Here is a 25,278-nt window from a genome sequence, read left to right on the forward strand (position 1 = left end):
CGATGAGGCTCGGTTCCCGCGAACCGCGCAAGCCGACGGTTCGCACCCCGCAGCACACCCCGCCCGAAGGCGTCGGCCGAACGCAGCCGGGCGTTCTGCGCGTGGCCCCGGGCGAGCGTCAGGCGCTCGGCTCGATCGCCGAGGCGCTGGCCGTGGCGCAGGACGGGCAGACCATCGCGGTCGCTCCCGGGGTGTACCCGGAGAGCCTGGTGATCGAGCGGCCGGTCGCGATCGTGGCCGAGCAGGGGCCCGGAACGGTGCGGGTGGCCGGACCGGCCGGGACGACGGTCATGGCTTCGGTGCGGCTGCACGGTCTGGTGCTGACCGGGGCCGCGGACGGTGCGGCGCTGCTGCGGGTGATGTCCGGTTCCTCGGAGTTCACCGAGTGCGAGATGCTGGCCGGGCGGATCGATCTCGAGGGTGAGTGCGCGGCGCGGATCACCTCGTGCCGGATCAGCAGTGCGCCGATGGTCGGGCTGCACCTGACCGCCACCAGTCGTGCGGTGCTGGAGAACTCGGTGATCACCGCGATCGACGGAACCGGCTTGGTGGTCAGCGATTCCGGGCAGCTGGCGATGGCCGGCAGCCAGATCCGTTCCACCCGGGGCTCCGGGCTGCGGGTGCGCGGAAACGGCCGGGCCCAGGCCGAGGGCTGCGAGATCTCGCGCACCGGGCGCAGCGGGGTGCTGGTCGAGGACGTCGCCTCGGTGGTGCTGCGAGGCTGCCGGATCGAGCGCTCGGGCACCGAGGGGCTGCGGGTGCTCGGCAGTTGCCCGGCCACCGACCCGTCGGTGGCCGACACCGAGGCGACCGGTGTGGTGCTCAACGACTGTGTGATCGAGAAGTCCGTCGGGGACGGCGTTCTGGCCGGTTCCGGCGACATCCGGCTGGGTGAGTGCCGGATCGAGGTGACCGGCCGCTCCGGGCTGGTCGCGGCCGGCGACAGCGTGCTGACCCTGCACGAGTGCGTGCTGGAACGGTCGGCGGGGACCGGTGTGGTGACCCGGGACAAGGCCCAGCTGTACTTTTCGGACGGTGCGGTACGCCGCAGCGGCGGTAACGGATTCTTCCTGTCCGGGTCGTCCGGCGCCCGGCTCAGTGATTCCCGGGTGGAGAAGACGACTTTCAGCGCGGTCTGCGCCGGTGACTCGGCCACCGTGGAGCTCTCCGGTGTCTCGGTGATCGAGACCCCCGAGCACGGGATTCATTTCAAGGGCAAGGCCGACGGACGTGTCCGGGCGGGTCTGCTGCGCGGCGCCGGTTTGTGCGGGGTGCAGACCGAGGGCGACGCTGAGCTGGAGCTCTCCGAGATGGAGGTCGACCGCTGCGCGGTCGGGATCGCCCTGGCCTCGAAGCGTAAGGCCCTGGTGGAGAAGGTCGAGGTGCACGGGAGCGACCGTTCCGCGGTGCAGATCGGCCCGGGCGCCTCGGCCGGCCTGCGTGAGGTGCGGGTGCGCCGGGCCGGGACTGCGGGCATCGTGCTGGAGAAGGACGCCCAGGGCACGGTCGAGGACTGCCGGATCGAGGGTGCGGGCGGGTCGGGCCTGGTGGTCTGGACCGGTGCCCGGCCGACGGTGACCGGGCTGCGGGTGCGTGACACCACCAAGAACGGCATCTTCGTGGGCGACGGCGCGGCCGGAACCTATGCGGACTGCGACATCTCGGCCTCTGGATTCCCGGCCCTGCACGTGGGTAAGAAGGCCGCTCCGAGCTTCACCGACTGCCGGATCCACGACACCGGGGCCGACCTGAGTCAGGACGAGGACGCGGCCCCGGAGTTCGCCCGGATCACGATCAGCGATGTCGAGGACTCGACCGTCCCGGCGAGTGCGGTGACCCGGCGTTCGGGGAGTACACCCGAGAAGAAGGTGGTTTCGGCCGGCCCGTCCGAAGAGGAACTGGGCGTGGACGTCAAACCGGGCGAGGAGCCCGAGGAGTCGCTGGACGAGCTGCGCGAGAAGCTCACCGGGCTGGTCGGTCTGGAGCAGGTCAAGGCCGATGTCAGCTCGCTGGTCAAGCTGATGCAGATGGTCCGCCGCCGGCAGGAGGCCGGTCTGGCCGCGCCGCCGCTGAACCGGCACCTGGTCTTCGCCGGTAATCCGGGTACTGGAAAGACCACGGTGGCCAGGCTTTACGGTGGTCTATTGGCCCGGCTCGGGGTGCTCGAGAAGGGGCATTTGGTCGAGGCCGACCGGGGTGCGCTGGTCGGCTCGTACGTGGGCCACACCGCCCCGAAGACCGAGGCCGTGTTCCGGAAGGCGCTGGGCGGCGTGCTGTTCCTGGACGAGGCGTACTCGCTCTCGCCGCCCGGGCAGTCGAACGACTTCGGCCAGGAGGCGATCGTCACGCTGATGAAGCTGATGGAGGACCACCGCGACGAGATCGTGGTGATCGTGGCCGGGTACTCCAACGAGATGGCCAACTTCCTGAACTCCAACCCGGGCCTGGGTTCCCGGTTCTCGCGCACCCTGGAGTTCGTCGACTACAGCTCCGAGGAGCTGGTGAAGATCGTCGAACTGCAGGCCGAGCACCACCAGTACGAGATCACCCCGGACACCCGCAGTGCGCTGGTGGGCTATTTCGACGCACATCCGCGAAATGCCGGATTCGGCAACGGGCGCGTGTCGCGGCAGCTGTTCCAGCTGATGACGGAGCGACAGGCCGCCCGCCTGGGCGATCTGGACCTGGCGGTCGCCTCTTCGCAGGACCTGCAGCGGATCGAGCCGGCCGACATCCCACCGCATTCGATCTAGTTCGATCTAGTGGTAATTCCGGGCACTGTTCGCAGGGGATAACGGGAACCCCCTGCGGGCAGGACCCGGAGGCCGGGATCGCGGGCTGTCACGGTGAAGTGTTAGCCGATCCCGGTCCTGGTGGGAGAAACACAGCGTGAGCAACCCGAACTCCGTGCCGCCGGAGAACGAGGGTCCCTCCGAGCGTCAGCAGGAGTTTCTCTCTTCCTGGAACAAGTCGATGGTGGGCGGGCGTCCGTCGATCGGTCTGCCCACCCGGGGCCTGCGCGGGCTCGCGGTGATCATCGCCTCGGTCGCGGCCGTCGTCGGCGTGGTGCTGGGTGGCGTGGCCGGGGTCAACGCACTGGCCAACAGCGGCGATCCCGATCCGTCCACCAACGCGGCGCTGACGTCGACGAACCTGCCCACTCCCACGGCTGAGCCCAGCGCTGCGGAGGAGCCGACCCCGTCGGCCACCAAGAAGCTGAAGAACACGGAGACCACCGAAGCCGCTGAAGAAGCGCCGGTGCGGACGCGGACGGTCACCAAGGAGGCCGACCCGACGAAGTCGCCCACGGCCAAGAAGCAGACCGAGCAGGAGAAGGAGAAGGCTCAGGAAGCGGCCGACAAGGCCGAGGAGAGCCCGGGGACGGTGACCAAGCGGATCGGCGTGATCCGGAACCTGGTCACCAGCTACTGCGTGGATCTGCCCGGCTTGGGCGCGGTCTCCGAGAACGTGCCGCTGCTGCAGACCAACTGCTACCCCGGCAAGACCGACAACCAGGCGTACGAGACGATCACCCAGGCCGACGGCACGTTCCTGCTGCGCAACGTGAAGTCGCAGTGGTGCCTGGACGTGCCGGCCGGCGGCGCCGTGGACGCCGGGACGACCGTGGTCACGTACACCTGCAAGTTCGGCTCGGACGACAACCAGATGTACAAGAAGCAGGCCGCCGGCAACGGCTTCTTCCTGGTGAACGTGAAGACCGGGCTCTGCCTGGACCCGGAGGGCACCGACGCCACGAACAGTCCGGTGGACACCCAGCTGGCCCTGAACCCCTGTTCCGAAACGGACAACCACATCTGGTCCTTCGACCGGAGCTGAGGAGTAGCACGGTGAGCAGTCCCGATCCCTCGGAGCGCTCGGAGCGGCAGGAAGAGTTCCTCAACTCCTGGAACAAGTCGATGGTCGGCGGGCGTCCGTCGATCGGCCTGCCCAAGCGGGGCCTGCGCGGGCTTGCGGTGATCGCGGCCTCGATGGCGGCCGTGGTCGGCGTGGTGGTCGGCGGCGTGGCCGCGGTGAACGCGGTGGCGAACCGCAGCGGCTCGGGCGAGGCCACCAACACGGCGCTGACCTCGACCAACCTGCCTGCTCCCACGGCTGAGCCCAGCGCCACCGAGGAGCCGACCCCGGCGGCCACCGAGAAGCCGAAGAAGACGAAGACCACCGAAGCCGCTGCTGATGCTCCGGTCCGCACCCGCACGGTGACCAAGGAAGCCGACCCGACCGCAACCTCCAAGCCCAAGAAGAGCGGGAAGCAGACCGAGGCCGGGGAGAAGAAGGCCAAGAAGGCGGCGGCCGAGGCGGAGGCCACGCCGGGCACCACGGTGCAGCGGATCGGCGTGGTCAGGAACCTGGTCACCGGCTACTGCGTGGACCTGTCCGGGACGGGTGCGGTCTCCGAGAACGTGCTGGTGGTGCAGAACGACTGCGTCCCCGGCAAGGCCGACAACCAGGCGTACGAGACGGTCACCCAGGCCGACGGCACGTTCCTGCTGCGCAACGTCAAGTCGCAGTGGTGCCTGGACGTGAACGGCTCGGGCAATGTGGAGCCCGGGATCGTGGTGAACACCCACACCTGTCTGCTCGGCGACCAGGACAACCAGATGTTCAAGAAGCAGGCCCAGGGCGACGGGTTCTTCCTGGTGCACGTCAAGAGCGGCCTCTGCCTGGACGTGTCCAACGAGAACAACGGGCAGACGTCGCCGGGGGCCAAGCTGACGCTGTTCACCTGCTCGGCCGAGGACGACCACGTCTGGTCGTTCTCCTAACATGCTGAGCGGTCGGTAATCAGGTTCAGGAGGGCACCAGTGCGCGCGGTCGTGTTCGAGGCGTTCGGCGATGTTCCGCAGGTCAGAGACGTTCCTGAGCCGTCGGCGCCGGAGGGCGGCGTGGTGGTCGCGGTCGAGGCCACCGGGCTGTGCCGCTCGGACTGGCACGCGCTGGCCGGGCACGACGACGATGTGCAGTTGCCGCACGTGCCGGGCCACGAGTTCGCCGGACGGGTGTACGCGATCGGTGCCGGGGTTGAGGGTTTCACGGTCGGGCAGCGGGTCACCGCGCCGTTCGTGTACGCCTGCGGGGTGTGCGAGCCGTGCCGTCAGGGCGACGGGCAGGTCTGCCTGGACCAGCGCCAGCCCGGCTTCACCCGCTGGGGCTCGTTCGCCGAGTACGTGGTGGTGGAGCGGGCGGCGGTGAACCTGGTGCCGCTGCCGGACGAGGTGCCGATGCCGGTCGCGGCGATTCTGGGCTGCCGATTCGGGACGTCCTTCCGCGCGGTCACGCAGGTCGGCCGGGTTCGCGCGGGGGAGTGGGTCGCGGTTCACGGCTGCGGCGGGGTCGGCCTTTCCGCGGTCGCGATCGCGGTGGCCGCCGGCGCCCGGGTGGTCGCCGTGGACGTCTCGCCGAAGGCCCTGGAGCTGGCGCTTCGGCTGGGGGCCGAGCGGGTTGTGCAGGTCGGGACCGCTGCCGAGGCGAGCGCAGCAGCGATACCCAGCAACGACGTCCCCAGTTCGATCCGGGAACTGACCGACGGCGGCGCCCACTTGTCGCTGGACGCCCTGGGCAGCCACGAGACCTGCGCCAACTCGATCCAGAGCCTGCGCCCGCGCGGCCGCCACGTGCAGGTCGGGCTGCTGCCGCCGGCCCTGGGGCTGCCGCCGGTGCCGATGCACACCGTGATCGGCCGGGAGCTGGAGGTTCTGGGCAGCCACGGGCTGGCCGCCCACGCCTACCCGCAGCTGCTGGCCCTGGTCGCGGCCGGCCGGCTCGACCCGGCCGCGATGATCACCACCGAACTCACCCTGGAAGAGGCCGGGCCGGCGCTCGCCGCGATGGCCGCCCGGCCGCCGCACGGGGTGGCCGTGATCAGGCCCTAGGGATCAGGCCGCCTTCGTAGGCGATCACCACGAGCTGGGCGCGATCCCGGGCGCCCAGCTTGCCGAGCACCCGGGAGACATGGGTTTTCACGGTCAGCGGGGAGAGCACCAGCTCCTCGGCGATCTCCTTGTTCGACATCCCGGCCGCCACCAGGCCGAGGATGTCGCGCTCGCGCTGGGTCAGCTCGGCGATCGCCTCGCAGTGGGCGTTCGGTTCGGCCTTCGCCGGGGCGGGGGCGGTAGGGCTACCCACGTAGGCCTGGATCAGCCGGCCGGTGACCTGCGGGGCGAGCAGCGCCTGCCCGTCGTGCACCAGCCGGACCGCCTCGATCAGGGCCTCGGGCTCGATGTCCTTCAGCAGGAACCCCGAGGCCCCGGCCCTGAGCGCGCCGAACACGTACTCGTCCAGCTCGAAGGTGGTCAGCACGATCACCCGGGTACCGGCCAGCCGGGGTTCGCCGGTGATCCGCGCGGTCGCCCGCAACCCGTCTGCGCGCGGCATCTGGATGTCCATCAGCACCACGTCGGGGCGGGTGGCCACCGCCATCTGCACGGCCGCGTCGCCGTCCCCGGCCTCGCCGACCACCTCCAGGTCGGGCACCGCGTTCATCAGGGCCCGAAAACCCGCGCGCAGCAAGGGCTGGTCGTCCACGAGCAATACCTTGATGCTCACGTTGCCGGTACCTCCAGGGGACTGCTGAGGGGGAGTTCGGCGGTGACCCGCCAGCCGCCGTCCGGACCCGGGCCGGCCTCGAGCGAACCGCCGAGCGCGGCCGCCCGTTCGCGCATGCCACGCAGGCCGTTGCCCGAACCGCTGACGCTGAGTTGCTGCTCCGTGGGAGTTCCACCGTCGTCGGTGATCTCGATGAGCAGCCGGCCCTCCTGCTGGGCGACGGTGATCCGGGCGCTGGTCCGGCCGGCGTGCTTCAGCGTGTTGGTCAGCGACTCCTGGACGATCCGGTAGGCCGTGCTGTCCACCGAAGTGGGCAGGCCCTCCTCGGTTTTGACGTCCAGGGTGATCTGCAGGCCGGCGGTGCGCAGGCTCTCGGCCAGGTCGCCGAGCGTGTCGATCCCCTGAGGGCTGCGGATCACCCCCAGCGTGGCCCGCAGATCGCCCAGGGCGTCCCCGCTGACCTGCTTGATCGTGCGCAGGGCGAGATGGGCCTCGTCCGGGTCGGTCCGGACCAGGAACGCGCCCACCCCGGCCTGTACGTTGATCGTGACCAGGGCGTGGGCGACCACGTCGTGCACGTCGCGGGCGATCCGCAGCCGCTCGTCGCTGACCCGGCGCCGGGCGATCTCCTCCTGGTTGCGCTCGGCCGCCTGGGCTCTTTCGACCATGACCTCGCGCCAGGCCCGGTGGTCGTGGGCGGCCACACCGAGGGCCAGGGGCAGCACCACCAGGGCCAGGTTCTGCACGGTGCTCCAGCTGAACAGCACGTGGGGGCTGTAGATCTGGAGGATGGCGATGGTCAGGCCGGCCGCGATCGGGGCGCTGATCAGGGCGGCGCGCCGGCCGTAGCGATCGGCCAGGGTGTAGGCGCAGAGCACGGCCGGGAACCCGATCGTGCTGTAGATGTCCACGTCCAGCTCGGCCAGCCCGAACAGGGCCACGAAGGCCAGGACCAGTGAGCCGGACGGAGCCTGCCGGCGCAGCAGCACCGGCAGGCTCGTCACCACGAACATCGCACCTGCCGCCGGGCTCGGCGGCAGGTTGCGTAGCGCCTGCTCGGTGAACATCGCCACGCTGCAGGCCAGGACGAGGGCAACGTCGATCAGCAGCGGGCGAGCGATCCGGATCACCCTTTCCACCTTAGGTTGTGGTCCGGTTCAGCGGGCGGCATCGGCCGGTGCCGGGACCGCCAGCTCGGGACGCCCTTCGGACAGCCCGACCTTGTCGTGCACCTTGCGCAGCCACATCGGCGACCACCAGTTCCACTTGCCCATCATCGCCATCAGGGTGGGTACCAGCAGCGAGCGCACCACGAACGCGTCCACCAGCACGCCCACCGCGGTGGCGATGCCGATCTGCTGCATGAACGAGATCTCGCTGGTGCTGAACGCGCCGATCGCCACGGCCAGCAGGATGGCGGCGGCGGTGACGATGCTGCCGGTGCGGCCCAGACCGATCGCCACGGCCTCGCGCTCGGGCAGGCCGGACTCGCGGGCCTCCTTGATCCGGCCGAGCAGGAACACCCCGTAGTCGGTCGAGAGGGCGAAGACCATCGCGGCGGCGACCAGGAAGTTGGTGGGCTCCACGCCGCCGTTGGGGGTGTAGCCGAGCAGGTTCTCCAGCCGCCCGTCCTGGTAGATGAAGGTGATCGCGCCGAGCGAGACGCCCACCGTGAGCACGTTCATGATCACGGCCTTCACCGGCAGCACCACCGAGCCGGTCATCAGCCAGAGCACGAGCATGGTCAGGAGGACGAGGGCGGTCACCGCGATCGGGAGGGTGCCGGAGATCGCCTGCTGCTGGTCGATGAAGGACGCTGCCTCTCCGGTCACCAGGGCGTCGACCCCTTGGTCGGTGGCCAGGTCGCGTACCTCTTCGACCACTCGCTGCGCGTCCGGGCCGGCCGCGTCGCCCGCCACCATCAGGTTCAGCTGCCAGACGTTCTGGCCCAGGTCGGTTGCTCCGGCGCTCTCGGCGACGCCGTTGAGAGCGCCGGCTTCGGTGGCGAAGGTCTGGACCTGGGCGGCGTTGTCGCTCTCGATCGCGACGATCACCGCGGTGTCGTTCTCGTCTTCGAGGGCGTCGGCGACCACTCGCGAACTGAGATCAGTAGGAATGATGGACGCGTCTACCGGCGTCCAGTTGGCGCGCAGCGCGGGTGCGGCCAGGAGCAGCATCACCGCGGCCGTGGCGGTGGCGATCACTCCGGGGCGACGCATCACGGCGTGCGAGAAGTGGTACCAGCGCTGGTTGTCCTTCTGCCGCCGGGCCAGCTTGGCACCCCAGAGGCCGAACAGGGCCGGGGCGATGATCAGCGAGGCCAGGGCGGCGACCACCGCAACCGCCGCACCAGCGATGCCCATCGAGCGCAGGAAGCCCATCGGGAAGACGGCCAGCGTGGCCAGGGCCACCGCGACCGTGGCGGCCGAGTAGACCACCGTGCGCCCGGCCGTCTGCATGGTCGTGATCACCGCGGCGGCTCCGGCGCCCTGCGTGGCCAGTTCCTCGCGGTAGCGGTTGAGCAGGAACAGCGCGTAGTCCACGGCCAGGCCCAGCCCCAGGCCGATCACCAGGTTGAGCGCGAAGATGCTCAGGCCGTAGATCTGGTTGGCGCCCATCAGCACCAGGAACGTGCCGATCACGGTGGTGACCCCGATCACCAGGGGCAGGACGGCGCCCCGGCCGCCGAAGATCAGGATCGACAGCAGCACCAGGGCAGGGAAGGCCAGCAGCTCGGCGCGGGTGAGGTCCTGCTCGGTCTGCTCGCCGAGCTGCAGCTGCATCACCGCCTGGCCCCCGGCCGTCACCGCGTCGTTGTCCGCGAACGCCTCGACCACGTCGTGCGCCACCTCGGTCTCGGCGGCGTCGGCCCGCAGCATCCCGGTGACCAGGGTGCTGTCCTGCGTGACCTCGGTCATGCCCTCGATCCCGGCGAGGGTGCCGGCCACTTCCTGGGTGCTGGTCCGGGCGGTGTCCACCAGCAGAACCACTCCGGAGGCCGGGTTCAGGCCGGTCACCTCTTCGACCCGTTCCACCGCTCTGGTCGACTCGGCATCGGGAGGCGTGAAGCCGCCCTCGGTGTCCAGGGCGCCGGCCACCGGGCCGCCGACCACCCCGGCCAGGACGACGAAAAGCAGGACGGCCAGCAGAGACCGACGTGGAGCCGCATGCAGGAGCCGGGTGAAGCGGCTCGCGAGTGACGTCTTCTGATTCATGGGGCGAGCCTCGTGCGGACGACTGGCCCCTCGCGTCCGTCCCGGGAAGGCACCTACGGCGCTTTTCGGACGTCTCTACTCGCCGGGAAGTACATCCTGAGATGTAGTCGCCACGGCTCTCGCCAGCGGCTCGTGCACTGGTGAGGCACCTGGGGGAATCAGAAAATGACTGCGGGTAACGCAAATATGACCGGAGGGCAACCTGCGGGCGGGCGAGGGGACAGTCAGTCTGTGAGAGACTTTCCCCGCTCGAGCCCTGTTCGGGTGAGAGGTCTGCCCATCCGATCGATCCTGTTGCCCCGGGGGTTCCGCTGACGACACACGACGTCGTATTCGAGCCTTACGAAGCATCGGCTCGATTCCGGCTTGCCGGCATGGCTGTTCACGTCTACACCGCGAGCGGCACCGTTCTCGCGTTCCTGATGGTGATCGCGGCCTTCGAGGGCGACGCGATCCGCGCGCTCTGGATCAGCCTGGCCGCGCTCGTCATCGACGGCACCGACGGGATGCTCGCCCGGCGGCTGCGGGTCAAGGAGACCATCCCGTCGTTCGACGGGGCCCGGCTCGACGACATCGTCGACTACATCACCTACGCGTTCGTGCCCGTGGTGCTGCTGTGGACCGGCGGTTACCTGCCCGAGGGCACGCTCGGCGGGGTGCTGGCGGCGCTGCCGCTGATGGCCTCGGCGTACCAGTTCTGCCGGGTCGACGCCAAGACCGACGACCACTTCTTCCTGGGCTTCCCGAGCTACTGGAACGTGGTCGCCTTCTACGTGATCATCGCGAACCTGAGCCCGACCACCACCAGCATCATCCTGACGGTCTGCTCGATCCTGGTCTTCGTGCCGATCAAGTACATCTACCCGTCGCGGACCAAGGCCTTCCGCCGGACCAACCTGGCGGCCACGGCGGCCTGGCTGGTGGCGTACGCGGTGCTGCTCACCCAGATGCCCGACCCGAGCATGCTGCTGATCTGGCTGTCCCTGCTGTACATCGCCTACTACCTCCTGAGCAGCGTGTACCTGACGCTGACGGGTAAGTCGGCGCGCCCCACAGCCCAGCCGGAGCCGGTCCAACCCGCCTGATCCCAACATCTCCGCCACCAGCGCCCCGTCCTTCCCCCGGACGGGGCGCAGCCATTCCCAGCCCTGGTCGCATTTCCCAGCTCTGGTCGCAGTAGTTGCACCAAAATGCTGCGGCTACTGCGACCAGAGCTGGTGAAGCTGAGCTAGAGGAGGGTCCAGATCTGGTTGGGGGTGGAGCTGCAGGTGCTCAGCTGGGTCATCTGGCCGTTGCCCGGGTTGTCGGGGGCGACGTCCAGGCACAGGTCGCTCTTGGCGTGGATGATCTGCATCCCGCCGCTGACCGACTTCTTCCGGAACATCAGATTGTCCGCGTCGCCGACCACGCACTGGTAGGTCAGCACCGCCTCGCCCGGGTTCGCGCCCTCGTTGCCGTAGACGTCCAGGCACTGCTTCGCCCGCACGTTGCGCAGCAGGAACTCGCTGCCGAACTGCAGCTTCTCGTACTCGTGGTTGTCGTCCTCGCCGTTCAGCGCGGGCGAGTGGCACTCCCACAGCTGGACCTGGGTGCCGGGCTCGGCCCCCTCGTAGAACGGCAGGTCCAGGCACATCCCGGTGCCCTCGTTGCGGACCAGGAACGGCCCGGTGATCACCGGCCCGGCCTTCTGCTTCTTGACCTTGGCCGAGGTGGCGGTCTGCGACGGCTCGGCCTTGGCCTTCTCGGTAACTGTGGACGTCTCGGGCTGGGACGTCGCCCGGGTCGCCTTGGTCTTCTCGGAGATCGGGGTGGCGGTGATGGCCGGGGTGGTGGGGGCGAGGTCGGTCGGGGTGGGGAGTGGCAGAACGCTGCCGGCCGGGGCAGCCGTACGTTGAGCGGGGCGGTCGTCGGAGTCGTCCACGTTCAGTGCCAGCGCGGTCAGCGTCCCGGCCCCGACCACCGTGGCCAGGCCCAGCCCGATCAGCAGGGGGCCGCGCCGATGGCCGGGTGGGGAGACGATCGCCTTCAGCACACGCATCGGTACACCTCGTACAGCAGTTAACGGTCAATCTGACAAATCAGGCCAAAGTGTGCCAGCTGCCGAGCGTCGTTCGACCCTGGATACAGACCTGTCTTGAGGTACTCCAGACGCAGCGCGGCGCCCCCTGTGAGCCTTGACAGCCAGACCTGGGAAGATGACTCTGTGCTGCTCGGACTTGGCTCGGCCCTGGTCGCTGCTGTCATGTACGGCGTGGCCTCGATCATGCAGGCCAGGGCCTCGCGGGAGATCCCGGAAGGGAACCTGACCCCGCGCACGGTGATCGACCTGCTGCGTCGGCCGCTGCTGCTGGCCTCGATCGTGCTGCTGGTGCTCGGCTACGTGTTCCATCTGGTCGCGGTGCGTCAGGTGCCGCTGTTCCTGGCCCAGACCGGGATCGCGGTCAGCCTGGTGGTCACCGCCCTGCTGGCCGTGCGCTACTTCGGCGACCACCTCAGCCGGCTGGAATGGGGCGCCATCGTGGCCGTGGTCGGTGGCCTGGTGCTGCTGTCCTCGGCGGCCGGGGAGACAGGCACCGAGCGAGGTACTCCCACCCTGACCCGTTCCCTGTTCGTGGTGCTGGCCCTGGTGGTGCTGGTCGCCTTCTTCGCCACCCGGTTCGAGGGGGCGCTCGCCGCCGCCGTGCTCGGCCTGGCCGGGGGGATGGGCTACGCCATCGTGGCGATCGCCTCCCGCCTGCTGCACGACTTCGTCCTGGGCGACCTGCTCACCTCGGGTGTCACGTACGTACTGGTGCTGTCCGGGGTGCTGGCGTTCTTCGTCTACTCCCTGGCGCTGCAGCGGGGCTCGGTCACTGCGGCCACCACCTCGCTGATCACCACCCAGACCATCGCCCCGACCATCGCGGGCGTGGCCTTCCTGGGCGATGAGGTGCGGGACGGCTACTGGCCGATCTTCATCCTCGGCTTCGTCCTGACCGCGGTCGCCGCGGCCGTTCTGGTCCGGTTCGAGGGGGTTCAGGACCCGGTGCGCGGAATCGACGAACCGGCCCCGAACTGACGTTTCACCTGCGTTCATCACGGTGTGATACCTCTAGGGCTCCTTCTGGAGGGAGCACCGATGATCGTCTGGGTACTGGTGGGATTCGCGCTGGGGTTCGCTGCGCTCAAGGCGATCCGTACGCTTCAGGCACACCGTGAGCGGCTCACCGCCGCGCGGCAGGAGAACCAGGGCAGTGTGACGTCGGGCCCGGCCGGGCCGTCGAGGACCTCCGCCTCGCTCTGAGTTGCGATCCAAACGCCTTGGGCCACGACCTCATCCAGAGGTCGCGGCCTTCGCCGTTTGCGGATCGTGCTGGGGGACGGCGGCCGCTGCGACTTCAGCCGGACACGGGCGGAAAACGAATGAGACTTTTGCCCGACGTCTCCTGATCGGGGGTGAGATTGGCTGATCCACATGAGCCAGACCGCCCCCGAGCGCACCTACAGCGGCCCCACGCCGGTCGCTGAACGATCCCTCGCCCCCGACCTCGCCCGCGGCGTGATGCTTCTGCTGATCGCCCTGGCCAACACCCACACCTTCCTGCGGGGCGGGCCGGTGCCCGACATGGCCCTGCTCGACCGGGCAGTGAACTGGGCCACCACCACGTTCGTGGACCAGCGGGCCTACCCGATGTTCGCCCTGCTCTTCGGCTACGGCGTGGCCCGGATCGTGGCGCGACAGAGCGGCACCCGCAAGCAGACCCGCAAACTCCTGCGCCGGCGCAGCCTGCTGCTGATCGGGATCGGCGTCCTGCACCTGGTGCTGCTCTTCGGCGGCGATGTGCTGTCCATGTACGGCGCGCTGCTGTTCCTCGGCCTGTGGGCGGTGCACTGGAAAGATCGCACCCTGCTCCTGGTGGCCGTCCTGAGCCTGGCGATCACCACCGCGATGAACGCCGCCGCGGCCGGTGATCTGACGGCCAACCAGCAGTCCCTCTCACCCGACTTCACCACCCAGATCGCCGATCGGCTCCCGGACGCTCTGGGCGCCGTGATGGTGGGCTGGGTCATGGTGGTCAGCCCGTACCTGGTCGGGCTCTGGGCCGGCCGCCGCCGGGTGCTGGAGTTCCCGGCCGAGCACCAGCGCCTGCTCACGGTGACCGCGGTGGTGGGAATCGCCGCGGCAGTGCTCGGCGCGCAGCCGAAGGCCCTGCACCTGGTGCTCGAGTCCACCCCGACCTCGGCCTTTGCAGAGGGGATGCACCACGTCACCGGCGTGATCGGCGGCTACGGCTACGCGGCGCTGATCGCCCTGGTCGCACTGCGGCTGAGCGCCCAGCAGCCCGGCCGGATCACCCAGGCCCTCGCGGCCACCGGACAGCGCTCGATGACCTGCTACCTGGCCCAGTCCCCGGTGTGGTTCATCGTTTTCACGCCGTACCTGCTCGACCTGTCCGGCGAACTCTCGCTCACCGCAACGGCTGCGCTGGCCATCGCCACCTGGCTGGCCACCGTGCTGATGGCCGACCGGATGCGCGCGGCCGGCTACCGGGGGCCGTTCGAGGCGCTGACCCGGCGGCTCACGTACCGTCGGTGATCTGCAGCTGGGTCCTCATCTCGACCTTCTGCTTGCTCACCAGAACATCGTCGCGGAAGCAGAACTCGTAGTTGACCTCGGTGCTCAGGGTCAGCGGGGTGTCCTCGGCGCCTCCCGTGTAGATCCGGCAGACCTGGCCGTCGGCCCGAGTCTCGGTGGACAGCGGTTGGGGCAGCAGCAGTTTCAGGCGCTGGAAGTCGTCACCGGTCTCGGCGAAGTTGTACACGCCCTGGTCGGTCGAGTCCAGGGTCTCGATCTCGGTGATCGCGCCGATCAGGGCGGCCAGCGCGATCGCCGTGGTCAGCACGATCCCTACGGCGCCCAGCCGCTGCCAGCGACTGGTCCTGCGGATCCGGTGCTGGAAGTCGCTGGGCGGCAGGGTGACCGGCTCGGGCACCTCGGCCTCGTAGGGGAGTACCCCGCCGAGCCGGAAATCCCCGTCCTCCAGCGAGCCGGAGGACAGCACGCCACCAGCCAGCCGGACCCGTTCGGCCAGCCCGTGCAGACCCTGGCCGGTGCTCTGCCCCTGATAAGGCAGCCCCGGCCGGTTGCGCACGCTGACGTGCACGGCGTCCTCGGTGTAGTGCACCTCGACCCGGATCGGCGCCCCCCGAGCGTGTTTCAGCGCATTCGTGATGCCCTCCTGCACCACCCGGTAGGCAGCGTGCTCGGCCAGGATCGGCAGCGGCCGGGGATCACCGGAGCGGACCAGCTCGATCTCGGTGCCGGTCTGCCGGGCCGCGGCGATCGTCGGTTCCACCTCGTCCAGCGACCGGCCGGCCTCGGCCGGGCCGTCCTGATGCAGCACCTTGAGGATCTGCCGGAGTTCGCCCATCGCCTGGGCCGAGGTGTCGCGCAGCAGCCCGACCGCCTGGGCGCGGGCCTTTTCGGTACTCGGGGACGGGGTGGCCGCCTGAGCGAGGCCGCCCGCGTACAGCGAGATCAGGGTGAGCCGGTGGCCCAGCGAGTCGTGCAACTCGGCCGCGATCCGGGTGCGCTCACGAGCCTGGGCCTGGCCGGCCACCACCTGTTGTTGTTCGTGCAGCTCGATGTTGCGCTGGTTCATCGACATCACCAGCAGCCGGCGCTGGGCCAGCACGGCGGCCAGGGTTCCCGGCAGCACTCCGGCCACCAGGAAGTACATCAGGCCGGCGAGGGCGTTGAAGGTGGCAGACCCGTCCTCACCCAGATGAGCCCCGACCATGCAGGCCACTGCGGTGAAGCCGAAGCCGAGGAGGACAGCTGACCGGCGGATCTGCCGGTAGCGGTAGCCGACGGCGAAGGACACCACGAACAGGGCGAGGCCGGCCCCGGTGAACTCGGTCAGCGCGGCCAGCAGCAGCGCGGTGATCGGCCGGGACCGGCGCAGTGGAACAGCAGCCAGGGTGAGCAGGCTGACGGTGACCGTCAGCGCGATTCGGGGGCCCGGCGGGAGGTCGAACCAGGTGTCGGCGGCCATGAACGCGGTAATTCCGGCGAGACCGGCGGCCAGAGCTGCTTCGTAGGCGATCCGGCGGCGCTTCGCCCCGCGGATCGCGAGCCACCAGTTCGAAGCGGGGCGGGATATCGATGTCATCGGTCGACGAGCCTAGAGCCGTTCAGCGGCTAAAGGGGCCATTGATCACGATGTGGTTCGTCCGGGCTGGATGCACCCAACGGCGTACCGGTCACCCTTTGGTCTGATCAGCGTCTCTGCTACCTCTGGCGGACGATCGGCGGCGCTGATCCGAATAGCTTTTTACCTGTCGGGAAGCGCATTCCCGACCAGCCGAAAGACTTCGAGAGACAAGGAAAACCACCATGAGCGCCGTCGAGATCTTCACTCTGAGCACCGAGGCCGGCACCCAGCACACGGTCCGGGTGAAGCGGCACCTGATCGGCTACTCGGTGCTCTGGGAGCGCGACGGCGCCGAGGTGCTGGACTCCTGGGACGCCGAAGAGGTGGGCATCTTCGGCGACGAGAAGTCCGGGGTGCTGCGGGTGCAGGTGCCCTCCGCATCGGATCCGGTTCAGGAGGTGGCGCTGTACCCCTTGGCCGGATCGGAGCTGAAGGCGCTCAAGGAGCAGGTGTACAAGGGCGAGCCCGGCGGCGGCCTGCAGTTCGGCGCGAGCGAGTTCGTGCTGGACGGCGACGACTCCAAGGACGAGAAGCTCATGGACGAGAACCCGCGGGCGTACGCCGCGAAGCGGGCCGGGAAAGCGTTCTTCGGCTGGTCCGGATCGATGCTGGCCGGCCTGGTGATGACCGGGCTGTTCCCGAAGGAACGGCTGATGGCGCTGCTGCCGGATCTGCCTGGCCTCCCGGTGCCGGACGTGTCGGTGGACGTGTCCAGCCCGGTCAGCCTGCCCGACCTGCCGAGCCTGCCGTTCAGCCTGCCCGACCTGCCGAGCCTGCCGGTCTGGGTGGCCCCGGTCGCCACCCTGCTGACCGCCGCCGTGCTGGCCGGCTGCGAGCTGTACCGGGTGCGGCACAAGCTGGCCCGCCGCCAGGCCGCGCTGCACCGGATCCAGGCCCAGGCCCCGACTCAGCCGCTGGCCGTGTGAGCAGCTCCCGTCCCCAAGCAGCAACCATCGCACCGCCCTTCGAGAGACAAGGAGATCCACCATGAGCGCCGCCGAGATCTGGACCCTGACCACGGAAGCCGGTACCCAGCACACCGTCCGGGTGAAGCGGCACCTGATCGGTTACTCAGTGATCTGGGAGCGTGACGGCACGGAGGTGCTGGACTCCTGGGACGTGGACGAGGTGGGCGTCTTCGGCGACGAGAAGTCCGGGGTGCTGCGAGTACAGGTGCCCTCCGCCGACGAACTGGTCCAGGAGGTGGCGCTGTACCCGTCGGCCGGGGCGGAGTTGAAGGCGCTCAAGGAGCAGGTGCTCAAGAGCGAGCCCGGCGGTGGCCTGCAGTTCGGGGCAGTCGAGTTCCGTCTGGACGGCGACGACCGGGACGACGAGGCGTTCATGGACGAGTACCCGCGGGCCTACATCGCCCTCAAGACCGGGTACGAGTTCGTGGGCTGGACCGCAACCCTGCTGATCGGCCTGATGCTGGGCGGGGTGATCTCGACGGACTGGCTGCCGGACCTGCCCGATCTCCCCCGGCCCGACGTGTCGGTGAACATCTCCAACCCGATCAGCCTGCCGGACCTGCCGTTCGGCCTGCCGGATCTGCCGAGCCTGGCGGCCTGGCTGGCGCCGGTCGCCTGCGTGCTGTTCGCCACCGTGATGGCCGGCCTCGAACTGTCCCGGGCGCGCCGGAACGTGACTCACCGTCGGGCCGCGCTGCGCCGGACCCAGCCCCGCAACCAGCCCCAGGACCGGCCCCAGGACCAGCCTCAGGATCTGACCGCCTGAGCAGCTCACATCCCGCTGATCCCGTAGTCGCGGATCTTGCGGTAAATGGTGGCCCGGGACATCCCCAGCTCGGCGCAGGCCCGGGTCTTGTTGCCGCCGTGCGAACTCAGGCTGCGCACGATCGCATCCCGCTCCAGCGCCTCCAGCTGACTGAGCTGACGCCGGGTCGCCGAACGGGCCTCGGCCGGCAGGTCGGTGGCGTGCACGGTGCCCGAACGCCGCCGGTTGAGCAGCTCCAGCAGGACCGAGCGCAACTGGGCCACGTTGCCCGGCCAGGGAGCTCGGGTGAGCTGTTGCATGGCGTCGAACCCGAACCGGAGATTGTGACCCCGCCCCAGACCCGCCAGCAGACTCGGGACCAGCTCCGGCACGTCCTCACTGTGGTGTCGTAGCGAAGGAACGGCCACGGTGTGCGGAAAGTGCGGCAGCAGGTAAGCCGCGGTCTCGGTGTCCGGAGCCGGGCCGGAAGGTCCGGTGGAGAGAGTCAGCGCCACCCAGCAGCCGTCGGTCGATCCTCCCAGCGCATGAGCCTGCAGCAGATCACCCAGGCCGATCAGCGCCTCGGCGCAGAGCCGCTCGGCGTGACGGATCAGCAGGGCCCCGTCCTCCTCCAGCTCCGCCGCCACTTCGTCGAGCCAGGCGTCCACCGCGGCCGGGGCCCGGGTGTCCTCCCCGTTCAGCACCCGTACGTGCCCGGCCGGATCATGCCGGGCCAGCACCGCTCGCAGCAGCGCCAGCTTGCCGGTGCCTGCCTCGCCGGACAGCACCAGCCACTCCCGGCTGCGATAGCAGGACTCCACCTCGGCCACGCACCGCTGCCAGACTCCACTGCTGCCCACCAGCCCGGGCAGGGCGTTCTGGCGGGGCAGCAGCACGGCCGGCTCGGCCGTGGGCTGCTTGCTGAACCGCACCTCGACCACCCCGCCGAGCTGCCCCCGGCGTCCGTTCACCGGGCGGTACTTCAGCCGGGCGACCAGGCCGCTGGGCAGATCGCAGATCAGCGTGACCGGCGCCGACTCGTCCCGCACGTCCGCCGCCCACTCCATCAGCGAGTGCTGATCAGCCGCCGACAACGTCCGTCGGGCCTGCTCGTTCATCATCACCACGTCGCCGTTCACCGCCAGCACCACCCCGTTGGTGCGCTGCGACGTCTTCAGGTACTCCCGGAACAGCGCCAGTTCGGTGAGCCCGGCGGTGTTCAGCAGGCCCCGCTCGATCCGCTCGGCGCAAGCCCCGGCCAGCGCCTGCATCATCGCCGTGGACTGCCCCGCCCAGGAGGTCAGGTCCAGGGCCCCGAGCACCGTGCCCTGCACCGGGTGCTTGATCGGAACCCCGGCGCAGGCCAGCCGTTCCAGGTTCTCGGCGTAGTGCTCCGGGCCGTGCACCAGCACCGGACGCCCTTCGCTGAGTGCAGTGCCGATGCCGTTCGTGCCGACCCACTTCTCGGCGTAGCTGAAACCCGGTGCCAGATCGACCCGGTCGAGATAGCGGGCGATCGCGCTGTCGGAGTCCACCCGGTCCAGCACCACCCCCTGGGCATCGGTCAGCAGGATGCTCACCGGCTCGGACTGCAACTGCTCACCGAGCTGGCGCAGGATCGGTGCCGCGCAGGTGACCAGCGGCGAGTCGGTGTCCAGATCGGTCACGTAGGGCAGGTCGATCCGGTCGGCCTCCACCCCGCGCCGGTGCGAGCGCGACCACGACGCCAGGATCGGCTCGCGCACGATGTCAGCCGAAACGTCCTGCTGGGTAAGGAAACGCTCCCTGGCGTCGGCGACCTGCCGCTGCCAGCCGTGATCCTGCCGCTCGCCCTGCACAGCACGCATCCGCGCCCACCGCCCTTGTGGTCGCCAGCTGGTTGTTCCCGGCCTCTGCACACTAACCCGGCCGCCGCGGATTTGGCTCGCCCGAAGTGACGCCCGTCTCAGATTGAGACGCCCAACGGCCTCCTGCCGGGTTGTGATCGAACCCGACCCCGACTTGGGAGGCACATTGAGCAGGCAGAGCCTCAGCAAGGCACACAAGAAGATCACCGAGCTCTCGTGGGAGCCGACCTTCGCCACCCCGGCGACCCGCTTCGGCACCGACTACACGTTCGAGAAGGCCCCGAAGAAGGACCCGCTCAAGCAGATCCTGCGCTCCTACTTCCCGATGGAGGAGGAGAAGGACAACCGGGTCTTCGGCGCGATGGACGGCGCGATCCGCGGCAACATGTTCCGCCAGGTCCAGCAGCGCTGGATGGAGTGGCAGAAGCTGTTCCTGTCGATCATCCCGTTCCCGGAGATCTCCGCGGCCCGGGCGATGCCGATGGCGATCGACGCGGTGCCCAACCCGGAGATCCACAACGGCCTGGCCGTGCAGATGATCGACGAGGTCCGGCACTCCACGATCCAGATGAACCTCAAACGGCTCTACATGAACCACTACATCGACCCGGCCGGGTTCGACATGAGCGAGAAGGCGTTCGCGAACAACTACGCGGGCACCATCGGCCGGCAGTTCGGCGAGGGTTTCATCACCGGTGACGCGATCACCGCGGCGAACATCTACCTCACCGTGGTCGCCGAGACCGCCTTCACCAACACCCTGTTCGTGGCGATGCCGTCGGAGGCCGCCGCCAACGGCGACTACCTGCTGCCCACCGTGTTCCACTCGGTGCAGTCGGACGAGTCCCGGCACATCAGCAACGGCTACTCGATCCTGCTGATGGCCCTGGCCGACGAGAGCAACCGCCAGCTCCTGGAACGCGACCTGCGCTACGCCTGGTGGAACAACCACTGCGTGGTGGACGCCGCGATCGGCACCTTCATCGAGTACGGCACCAAGGACCGGCGCAAGGACCGGGACTCCTACGCCGAGATGTGGCGCCGCTGGATCTACGACGACTACTACCGCAGCTACCTGATCCCGCTGGAGAAGTACGGCCTGAAGATCCCGCACGACCTGGTCGAGGAGGCCTGGAACCGGATCGTCAACAAGGGCTACGTGCACGAGGTGGCCCAGTTCTTCGCCACCGGCTGGCCGGTGAACTACTGGCGGATCGACCCGATGACCGACCAGGACTTCGAGTGGTTCGAGTCCAAGTACCCCGGCTGGTACAACAAGTACGGCGTCTGGTGGGAGAACTACAACCGGCTGCGCTACCCGGGCCGGAACAAGCCGATCGCCTTCGAGGACGTCGACTACCAGTACCCGCACCGCTGCTGGACCTGCATGGTGCCGTGCCTGATCCGGCCCGACATGGTCACCGAGAAGGTGGACGGGCAGTGGCGCACCTACTGCTCCGAGACCTGCGCGTGGACCGACATCAAGGCGTTCCGGCCGGAGTACGAAGGACGCCCGACCCCCAACATGGGACGCCTCACCGGTCACCGGGAGTGGGAGACCCTGCACCACAACCAGGACCTGGCCGACGTGATCAGCAGCCTGGGTTACGTCCGCGACGACGGGAAGACCCTGGTGCCGCAGCCGCACCTGGACCTGGACGACCCGAAGAAGCTGTGGACCCTGGACGACGTGCGCGGCATCACCTTCCAGAGCCCGAACGTGCTGCTGAACGAGATGTCCGACGCCGAAAGGGAAGCCGCCGTGGCCGCCTACAAGGCCGGCGGCCCGGGCGGCCGGCCCGCTGCCGTGGCCTGACACCCCTGATCGGTCCGGTGGCGGCGGTCCTCAGCTTCGGCCGCCACCGGACCTTCTCACCTTAGGAGCTCAGATGGGTGACAAGCACCGCGTCCACTTCGAGCCGGTCGACCTGGAGATGGAGGTCGACGAGGACGAGACCGTGCTGGACGCCGCCTTCCGGCAGGGCATCTCGCTGATGCACGGCTGCCGGGAAGGTCAGTGCTCGGCCTGCAAGTCGTTCCTGCTGGACGGCGACGTGCAGATGGCCCGCTACTCCACCTTCGCGCTCGCCGACTACGAGAGCGAAGAGGGCTACGTGCTGCTGTGCAAGACCCACGCGTACAGCGACATCACGGTCGAGCTGATCAACTACGACGAGGAGGAACTGCACGACGCCGTCCCGATCCAGACCGTGCGTACCAGTATCGCCGCGATCACCCCGCTGACCGGGGACATCGTCTCCCTGAAGCTGAAACTCGGCGAGGGGGAACGGTTCGTGCACAAGGCCGGGCAGTATTCGGAGATCCGGCTGCCCGACAGCGATGTCAAGCGGTCGTTCTCGATGGCGACCACACCGTCCTCTGCGGAGGAGACCGGCGAGATCGAGTTCATCATCAAGAAGTACCCGGGCGGGCACTTCTCCGGACTGCTGGACTCCTCGCTCGCTCCTGGGGATCCGCTGCTGCTGACCGGGCCCTACGGATCCTGCACGCTCCGGGCCTCGGGTGAGGAGGACCGGCGGCGGGTGGTCTGCATCGCCGGGGGAGCCGGGATGGCCCCGATTCTCGCGCTGGTGCGCCGCCTGGCCGAGACCGGCACCGAGCGGCCGGTGGTCTTCTACTACGGCGCCAGAACAGCCGAGGACCTGTTCTACCTGCCGGAGATCATCTCGCTCGGCCTGAAGATCAAGGACTTCCGCTTCGTCCCGGCGCTCTCGCACGTCACCGAGGCCGAATGGGAGACGCTCGGGGTCACCGGGGACTTCGGGCTGATCACGGACGTCGTGGACCGGTTGGAGCCGGACCTGACCGACACGGACTGTTACCTCTGTGGTCCACCACCCATGGTCGACGCCGCGATCGCCCTGCTGGAGAGCAAGGACGTCCCCACCGACCGGATCCACTTCGACAAGTTCACCACCAGTGTTTCTGAAAGCTGAGGGGTTTCGATATGGCAGCACCTGTCAAAAAGCCCGACGCGGTACGCAGTTTCCCCAAGCCGGAGTTCACCGACGCCGAAGCCGGCGCGCTGGACTTCCCGAGCGCGAACAGCCGCTCGTACAACTATTTCCAGCCGGCCAAGATGCGGGCCACCACCTACGAGGACGTGACCTTCGACGTCCAGCCCGACCCGGCCCGGCACCTCACCCAGGGCTGGATCTACGGATTCGCCGACGGTGAGGGCGGTTACCCGCAGGACTGGACGGCGCTGAAGTCCAGCGACTGGCACCGGTTCCGCGATCCGAACCAGGAATGGGAACAGACGATCTACCGCAACAACGCCAACGTGGTGCGGCAGATCCAGCAGAACCTGGCCAACGCCAAACTGGCCAAGGCCTACCAGAACTGGGCGCCGGGCTGGGTCCGGTTCGTCGAGCGCAACCTCGGCGCCTGGATGCACGCCGAGAACGGGATCGGTCTGCACGTGTTCGTCGCCTGCCAGCGCTCGGCCCCGACCAACATGATCAACAACGCGATCGCGGTGAACAGCGCCCACAAGATGCGCTTCGCCCAGGACCTGGCGCTGTACAACCTGGACCTGAGTGAAGCCGACATCGGATTCGACGGCTCGGTGCACCGTTCGGTCTGGCACGAGGACCCGGCCTGGCAGGGCGTGCGGGAGAACGCCGAGCGGCTGACCGCGATCGGGGACTGGGCCGAGGCCCTGTTCGCCACCAACGTGGTGTACGAGACGCTGGTGGGTGGGCTGTTCCGCTCGCACCTGGTGATGCAGATCAGTGCCCGCAACGGCGACTACGTCACGCCCTCGCTGGTCGGTACCGGGGAGAACGACTTCTCCCGCGACCTGGCCTACACCCGTTCGCTGCTCAGCCTGCTGGTGCGCGACTCCGAGCACGGGGCCGCGAATGTCGAGCTTCTGCAGACCTGGCTGTCCGAGTGGCTGCCGGTGAGTCTGCATGCTGCTCAGGAACTGCAGCCGATCTGGTCGCACCCGGCCGAGCGGGTGGTGCCGTTCGCCGACTCGTTCGCCGCTGCCAAGGACGACCTGCGTTCCGTGCTGGCCGATCTGGGAGTGCCCGAGCCGAAGGAGCTGTCCGCATGAGCGAGCGCAGCGAGTTCATCAAAGGGCGCAGGGCGACGCTCAGGCTGACGACGAGCGTCAGCGAGGAGGAAGCATGAGCGACATGGTGTTCGGGCGGGACATCGGGTCCTCGAACAAGTGCGGCGTCACCCTGATGAACAACCAGAACGGGTACGTGGTCGCCGAGGTGATGCGGCGCAAGGACGGCGTGCAGATCGCCGAGTACCCCTCGATGATCCGGGTCGACGGAGAACGGTTGCTGACCTTCGACTTCGAGGAGATCACCCAGGCCCTGGGCTCGGAGTTCGACCAGTCGGACTTCGAGGAGATCATGTCCACCCACTACGGCCGGATGGTCCATTTCGACGACCGGACCATGCTCTTCGCCAACCCCGAGGACGCCGCCGAGTACATCGATTTCGATCTGAAGGTCGTCGAGTAAGGGTTCTCTGGATACGGCCTCGGTCTCGTCCGTGCACAGTCGCGGGTGCATGGGCGGGACCGCTGGGTTCAAGCTGAGGAGACTGGAATGTACGAGAAAGACGGAGAGAAGTACTACATCGTCGACAGTCACATCCACTTCTGGGACGGTGGCGCGGCGAACCAGAAGAACAGATACGGAGCGGGTTTCACCGGCTGCTTCTACGACTACCAGAAGAACCTGAGCCCAGCCGAATGGGTCTGGGACCTGGAGAAGTTCGGGTCGTACACCGAGGACGACCTGATGCACGACCTGTTCGAGGCCGGCTACGTGGACAAGGGCATCTTCCAGCCCACCTACCTGACCGACTTCTACACCAACGGCTTCAACACCACCGAGCGCAACGGCGCCCTGGCCGAGAAGCACCCGGAGAAGCTGATCACCAACGGCGCCTGGGACCCGCGCGACGGGGAGGCCGGCCTGGACGCGCTGGAGGCCCTGCACGAGCGCTGGCAGTTCAAGGGGGTGAAGCTGTACACGGCCGAGTGGAAGGGCGATTCCAAGGGCTGGAAGCTGACCGACCCCTGGTCCTACCGCTACCTGGAGAAGTGCGAACAGCTGGGCGTGAAGAACATTCACGTGCACAAGGGCCCGACGATCTACCCGCTGAACCGGGACGCGTTCGACGTGGCCGACGTGGACGACGTGGCCACGGCCTTCCCCAACCTGAACTTCATCATCGAGCACGTGGGCCTGCCCCGGCTCGAGGACTTCTGCTGGATCGCCACCCAGGAGCCCAACGTCTACGGCGGGCTGGCCGTGGCGATGCCGTTCATCCACAGCCGGCCGCGCTACTTCGCCCAGATGATCGGGGAACTGCTGTACTGGCTGGACGAGAACCGGCTGACCTTCGCCAGCGACTATGCGATCTGGCAGCCCAAGTGGCTGGTCGAGATGTTCGTCGACTTCCAGATTCCGGAGGACATGCAGGGCGAGTACGGGGTTCTCACCACCGAGGTGAAGAAGAAGATCCTTGGCCTGAACGCCGCTCGGCTGTACGGTTTTGAGGTACCAGAGGACGCTCAGGTCAAGTCCCCGGGTCTGGTCACCGGGGAGTCCGGGCCGGCGGTGGGGTCTGCGCCGGTGGACGAGACCGCTCCGGTGACGGCGTGAGCGGGCCTTCGGAGTTGCCGACGAGAGCAGAGATGTCAGGCGGGCCGGGGCTTTCGGGCGGGCTGGGCTTGTCGGGCCTGTCAGGATCGAG

Annotated in this window: 21 protein-coding genes; 15 read left to right on the top strand and 6 right to left on the bottom strand. The window is 68.6% G+C overall.

Going from position 1 to position 25,278, the window contains the following annotated elements:
- Nucleotides 1-2 precede the first annotated feature (2 nt).
- The 4 genes from LR394_RS05085 to LR394_RS42705 all read left to right on the top strand — a co-directional run bounded on the left by LR394_RS05085 (nt 3) and on the right by LR394_RS42705 (nt 5,891).
- Nucleotides 3-2,753 carry a right-handed parallel beta-helix repeat-containing protein gene (locus LR394_RS05085; RefSeq protein ID WP_231439187.1) on the top strand — a complete coding sequence of 917 codons (2,751 nt, stop codon included), beginning with the start codon at nt 3-5 and terminating at the stop codon, nt 2,751-2,753.
- Between the two features lie 136 nt (nt 2,754-2,889).
- Nucleotides 2,890-3,837: an RICIN domain-containing protein gene (locus tag LR394_RS05090; protein WP_231439188.1), complete on the top strand. Its 948-nt coding sequence runs from the start codon at nt 2,890-2,892 to the stop codon at nt 3,835-3,837.
- Between the two features lie 11 nt (nt 3,838-3,848).
- Complete coding sequence (locus LR394_RS05095) at nt 3,849-4,784, top strand: RICIN domain-containing protein (RefSeq protein ID WP_231439189.1); 936 nt, start codon at nt 3,849-3,851, stop codon at nt 4,782-4,784.
- A gap of 39 nt (nt 4,785-4,823) precedes the next feature.
- A complete protein-coding gene (locus LR394_RS42705; protein WP_231439190.1) occupies nt 4,824-5,891 on the top strand; it encodes an alcohol dehydrogenase catalytic domain-containing protein in 1,068 nt (355 codons plus the stop codon).
- Here LR394_RS42705 and LR394_RS05105 read toward each other — a convergent pair.
- Genes LR394_RS05105 through LR394_RS05115 form a run of 3 tightly spaced genes read right to left on the bottom strand, consistent with a single transcriptional unit; the run spans nt 5,881 to nt 9,779 of the window.
- Complete coding sequence (locus LR394_RS05105; RefSeq protein ID WP_407936985.1) at nt 5,881-6,501, bottom strand: LuxR C-terminal-related transcriptional regulator; 621 nt, start codon at nt 6,499-6,501, stop codon at nt 5,881-5,883. The genes LR394_RS42705 and LR394_RS05105 overlap by 11 nt on opposite strands.
- A gap of 59 nt (nt 6,502-6,560) precedes the next feature.
- Nucleotides 6,561-7,694 carry a sensor histidine kinase gene (locus tag LR394_RS42710; RefSeq protein WP_231439192.1) on the bottom strand — a complete coding sequence of 378 codons (1,134 nt, stop codon included), beginning with the start codon at nt 7,692-7,694 and terminating at the stop codon, nt 6,561-6,563.
- A gap of 27 nt (nt 7,695-7,721) precedes the next feature.
- Nucleotides 7,722-9,779 carry an MMPL family transporter gene (locus LR394_RS05115; RefSeq protein WP_231439193.1) on the bottom strand — a complete coding sequence of 686 codons (2,058 nt, stop codon included), beginning with the start codon at nt 9,777-9,779 and terminating at the stop codon, nt 7,722-7,724.
- 374 nt (nt 9,780-10,153) lie between these two features.
- On the opposite strand from LR394_RS05115, the gene LR394_RS05120 reads away from it, so the two are divergent.
- A complete protein-coding gene (locus LR394_RS05120; RefSeq protein ID WP_231439194.1) occupies nt 10,154-10,864 on the top strand; it encodes a CDP-alcohol phosphatidyltransferase family protein in 711 nt (236 codons plus the stop codon).
- Nucleotides 10,865-11,007: 143 nt separating this feature from the next.
- On the opposite strand, the gene LR394_RS05125 is transcribed toward LR394_RS05120, so the two are convergent.
- Complete coding sequence (locus tag LR394_RS05125) at nt 11,008-11,817, bottom strand: RICIN domain-containing protein (RefSeq protein WP_231439195.1); 810 nt, start codon at nt 11,815-11,817, stop codon at nt 11,008-11,010.
- 165 nt (nt 11,818-11,982) lie between these two features.
- Here LR394_RS05125 and LR394_RS05130 point away from each other — a divergent pair, with 165 nt between their 5' ends.
- The 3 genes from LR394_RS05130 (at nt 11,983) to LR394_RS05140 (ending at nt 14,355) form a co-directional block, all read left to right on the top strand.
- Nucleotides 11,983-12,837: a hypothetical protein gene (locus LR394_RS05130; RefSeq protein WP_231439196.1), complete on the top strand. Its 855-nt coding sequence runs from the start codon at nt 11,983-11,985 to the stop codon at nt 12,835-12,837.
- A 60-nt stretch (nt 12,838-12,897) separates the two neighbouring features.
- Nucleotides 12,898-13,062, top strand: coding sequence for a hypothetical protein (locus LR394_RS05135; protein WP_231439197.1), 165 nt, complete (start codon nt 12,898-12,900; stop codon nt 13,060-13,062).
- Nucleotides 13,063-13,233: 171 nt separating this feature from the next.
- Nucleotides 13,234-14,355, top strand: coding sequence for a DUF418 domain-containing protein (locus tag LR394_RS05140; RefSeq protein WP_231439198.1), 1,122 nt, complete (start codon nt 13,234-13,236; stop codon nt 14,353-14,355).
- On the opposite strand, the gene LR394_RS05145 is transcribed toward LR394_RS05140, so the two are convergent.
- Nucleotides 14,339-15,931, bottom strand: a complete 1,593-nt coding sequence (locus LR394_RS05145; RefSeq protein WP_231439199.1) for a sensor histidine kinase — start codon at nt 15,929-15,931, stop codon at nt 14,339-14,341. The genes LR394_RS05140 and LR394_RS05145 overlap by 17 nt on opposite strands.
- 224 nt (nt 15,932-16,155) lie before the next feature.
- On the opposite strand from LR394_RS05145, the gene LR394_RS05150 reads away from it, so the two are divergent.
- Nucleotides 16,156-16,899, top strand: a complete 744-nt coding sequence (locus LR394_RS05150) for a hypothetical protein (RefSeq protein WP_231439200.1) — start codon at nt 16,156-16,158, stop codon at nt 16,897-16,899.
- 61 nt (nt 16,900-16,960) lie between these two features.
- Nucleotides 16,961-17,707: a hypothetical protein gene (locus LR394_RS05155; RefSeq protein WP_231439201.1), complete on the top strand. Its 747-nt coding sequence runs from the start codon at nt 16,961-16,963 to the stop codon at nt 17,705-17,707.
- 5 nt (nt 17,708-17,712) lie between these two features.
- On the opposite strand, the gene LR394_RS05160 is transcribed toward LR394_RS05155, so the two are convergent.
- On the bottom strand, nt 17,713-19,533 hold the full coding sequence (locus tag LR394_RS05160) for a sigma-54-dependent Fis family transcriptional regulator (protein WP_231439202.1): 1,821 nt from the start codon (nt 19,531-19,533) through the stop codon (nt 17,713-17,715).
- 166 nt (nt 19,534-19,699) lie between these two features.
- On the opposite strand from LR394_RS05160, the gene LR394_RS05165 reads away from it, so the two are divergent.
- The 5 genes from LR394_RS05165 (at nt 19,700) to LR394_RS05185 (ending at nt 25,187) form a co-directional block, all read left to right on the top strand.
- Nucleotides 19,700-21,349, top strand: coding sequence for a ferritin family protein (locus tag LR394_RS05165; RefSeq protein WP_231439203.1), 1,650 nt, complete (start codon nt 19,700-19,702; stop codon nt 21,347-21,349).
- Nucleotides 21,350-21,422: 73 nt separating this feature from the next.
- Nucleotides 21,423-22,490 carry a 2Fe-2S iron-sulfur cluster-binding protein gene (locus LR394_RS05170; RefSeq protein WP_231439204.1) on the top strand — a complete coding sequence of 356 codons (1,068 nt, stop codon included), beginning with the start codon at nt 21,423-21,425 and terminating at the stop codon, nt 22,488-22,490.
- A gap of 11 nt (nt 22,491-22,501) precedes the next feature.
- Nucleotides 22,502-23,614 carry an aromatic/alkene monooxygenase hydroxylase subunit beta gene (locus tag LR394_RS05175; protein WP_231439205.1) on the top strand — a complete coding sequence of 371 codons (1,113 nt, stop codon included), beginning with the start codon at nt 22,502-22,504 and terminating at the stop codon, nt 23,612-23,614.
- 73 nt (nt 23,615-23,687) lie between these two features.
- Nucleotides 23,688-24,035, top strand: a complete 348-nt coding sequence (gene mimD, locus LR394_RS05180) for a propane 2-monooxygenase effector subunit MimD (RefSeq protein WP_231439206.1) — start codon at nt 23,688-23,690, stop codon at nt 24,033-24,035.
- An 87-nt stretch (nt 24,036-24,122) separates the two neighbouring features.
- Nucleotides 24,123-25,187: an amidohydrolase family protein gene (locus LR394_RS05185; protein WP_231439207.1), complete on the top strand. Its 1,065-nt coding sequence runs from the start codon at nt 24,123-24,125 to the stop codon at nt 25,185-25,187.
- Nucleotides 25,188-25,278 lie beyond the last annotated feature (91 nt).

This window comes from Kineosporia babensis, assembly GCF_021129305.1.
Taxonomy (GTDB): domain Bacteria; phylum Actinomycetota; class Actinomycetes; order Actinomycetales; family Kineosporiaceae; genus Kineosporia; species Kineosporia babensis.

What these genes read in the sequence shown, in the direction of transcription:
- LR394_RS05085 (WP_231439187.1), top strand. Translation starts at nt 3, where the DNA reads ATGAGGCTCGGTTCCCGCGAACCGCGCAAGCCGACGGTTCGCACCCCG.
- LR394_RS05105 (WP_407936985.1), bottom strand. Translation starts at nt 6,501, where the DNA reads ATGAACGCGGTGCCCGACCTGGAGGTGGTCGGCGAGGCCGGGGACGGC.
- LR394_RS05115 (WP_231439193.1), bottom strand. Translation starts at nt 9,779, where the DNA reads ATGAATCAGAAGACGTCACTCGCGAGCCGCTTCACCCGGCTCCTGCAT.
- LR394_RS05120 (WP_231439194.1), top strand. Translation starts at nt 10,154, where the DNA reads ATGGCTGTTCACGTCTACACCGCGAGCGGCACCGTTCTCGCGTTCCTG.
- LR394_RS05125 (WP_231439195.1), bottom strand. Translation starts at nt 11,817, where the DNA reads ATGCGTGTGCTGAAGGCGATCGTCTCCCCACCCGGCCATCGGCGCGGC.
- LR394_RS05135 (WP_231439197.1), top strand. Translation starts at nt 12,898, where the DNA reads ATGATCGTCTGGGTACTGGTGGGATTCGCGCTGGGGTTCGCTGCGCTC.
- LR394_RS05140 (WP_231439198.1), top strand. Translation starts at nt 13,234, where the DNA reads ATGAGCCAGACCGCCCCCGAGCGCACCTACAGCGGCCCCACGCCGGTC.
- LR394_RS05145 (WP_231439199.1), bottom strand. Translation starts at nt 15,931, where the DNA reads ATGACATCGATATCCCGCCCCGCTTCGAACTGGTGGCTCGCGATCCGC.
- LR394_RS05150 (WP_231439200.1), top strand. Translation starts at nt 16,156, where the DNA reads ATGAGCGCCGTCGAGATCTTCACTCTGAGCACCGAGGCCGGCACCCAG.
- LR394_RS05155 (WP_231439201.1), top strand. Translation starts at nt 16,961, where the DNA reads ATGAGCGCCGCCGAGATCTGGACCCTGACCACGGAAGCCGGTACCCAG.
- LR394_RS05160 (WP_231439202.1), bottom strand. Translation starts at nt 19,533, where the DNA reads ATGCGTGCTGTGCAGGGCGAGCGGCAGGATCACGGCTGGCAGCGGCAG.
- LR394_RS05170 (WP_231439204.1), top strand. Translation starts at nt 21,423, where the DNA reads ATGGGTGACAAGCACCGCGTCCACTTCGAGCCGGTCGACCTGGAGATG.
- LR394_RS05175 (WP_231439205.1), top strand. Translation starts at nt 22,502, where the DNA reads ATGGCAGCACCTGTCAAAAAGCCCGACGCGGTACGCAGTTTCCCCAAG.
- mimD (WP_231439206.1), top strand. Translation starts at nt 23,688, where the DNA reads ATGAGCGACATGGTGTTCGGGCGGGACATCGGGTCCTCGAACAAGTGC.
- LR394_RS05185 (WP_231439207.1), top strand. Translation starts at nt 24,123, where the DNA reads ATGTACGAGAAAGACGGAGAGAAGTACTACATCGTCGACAGTCACATC.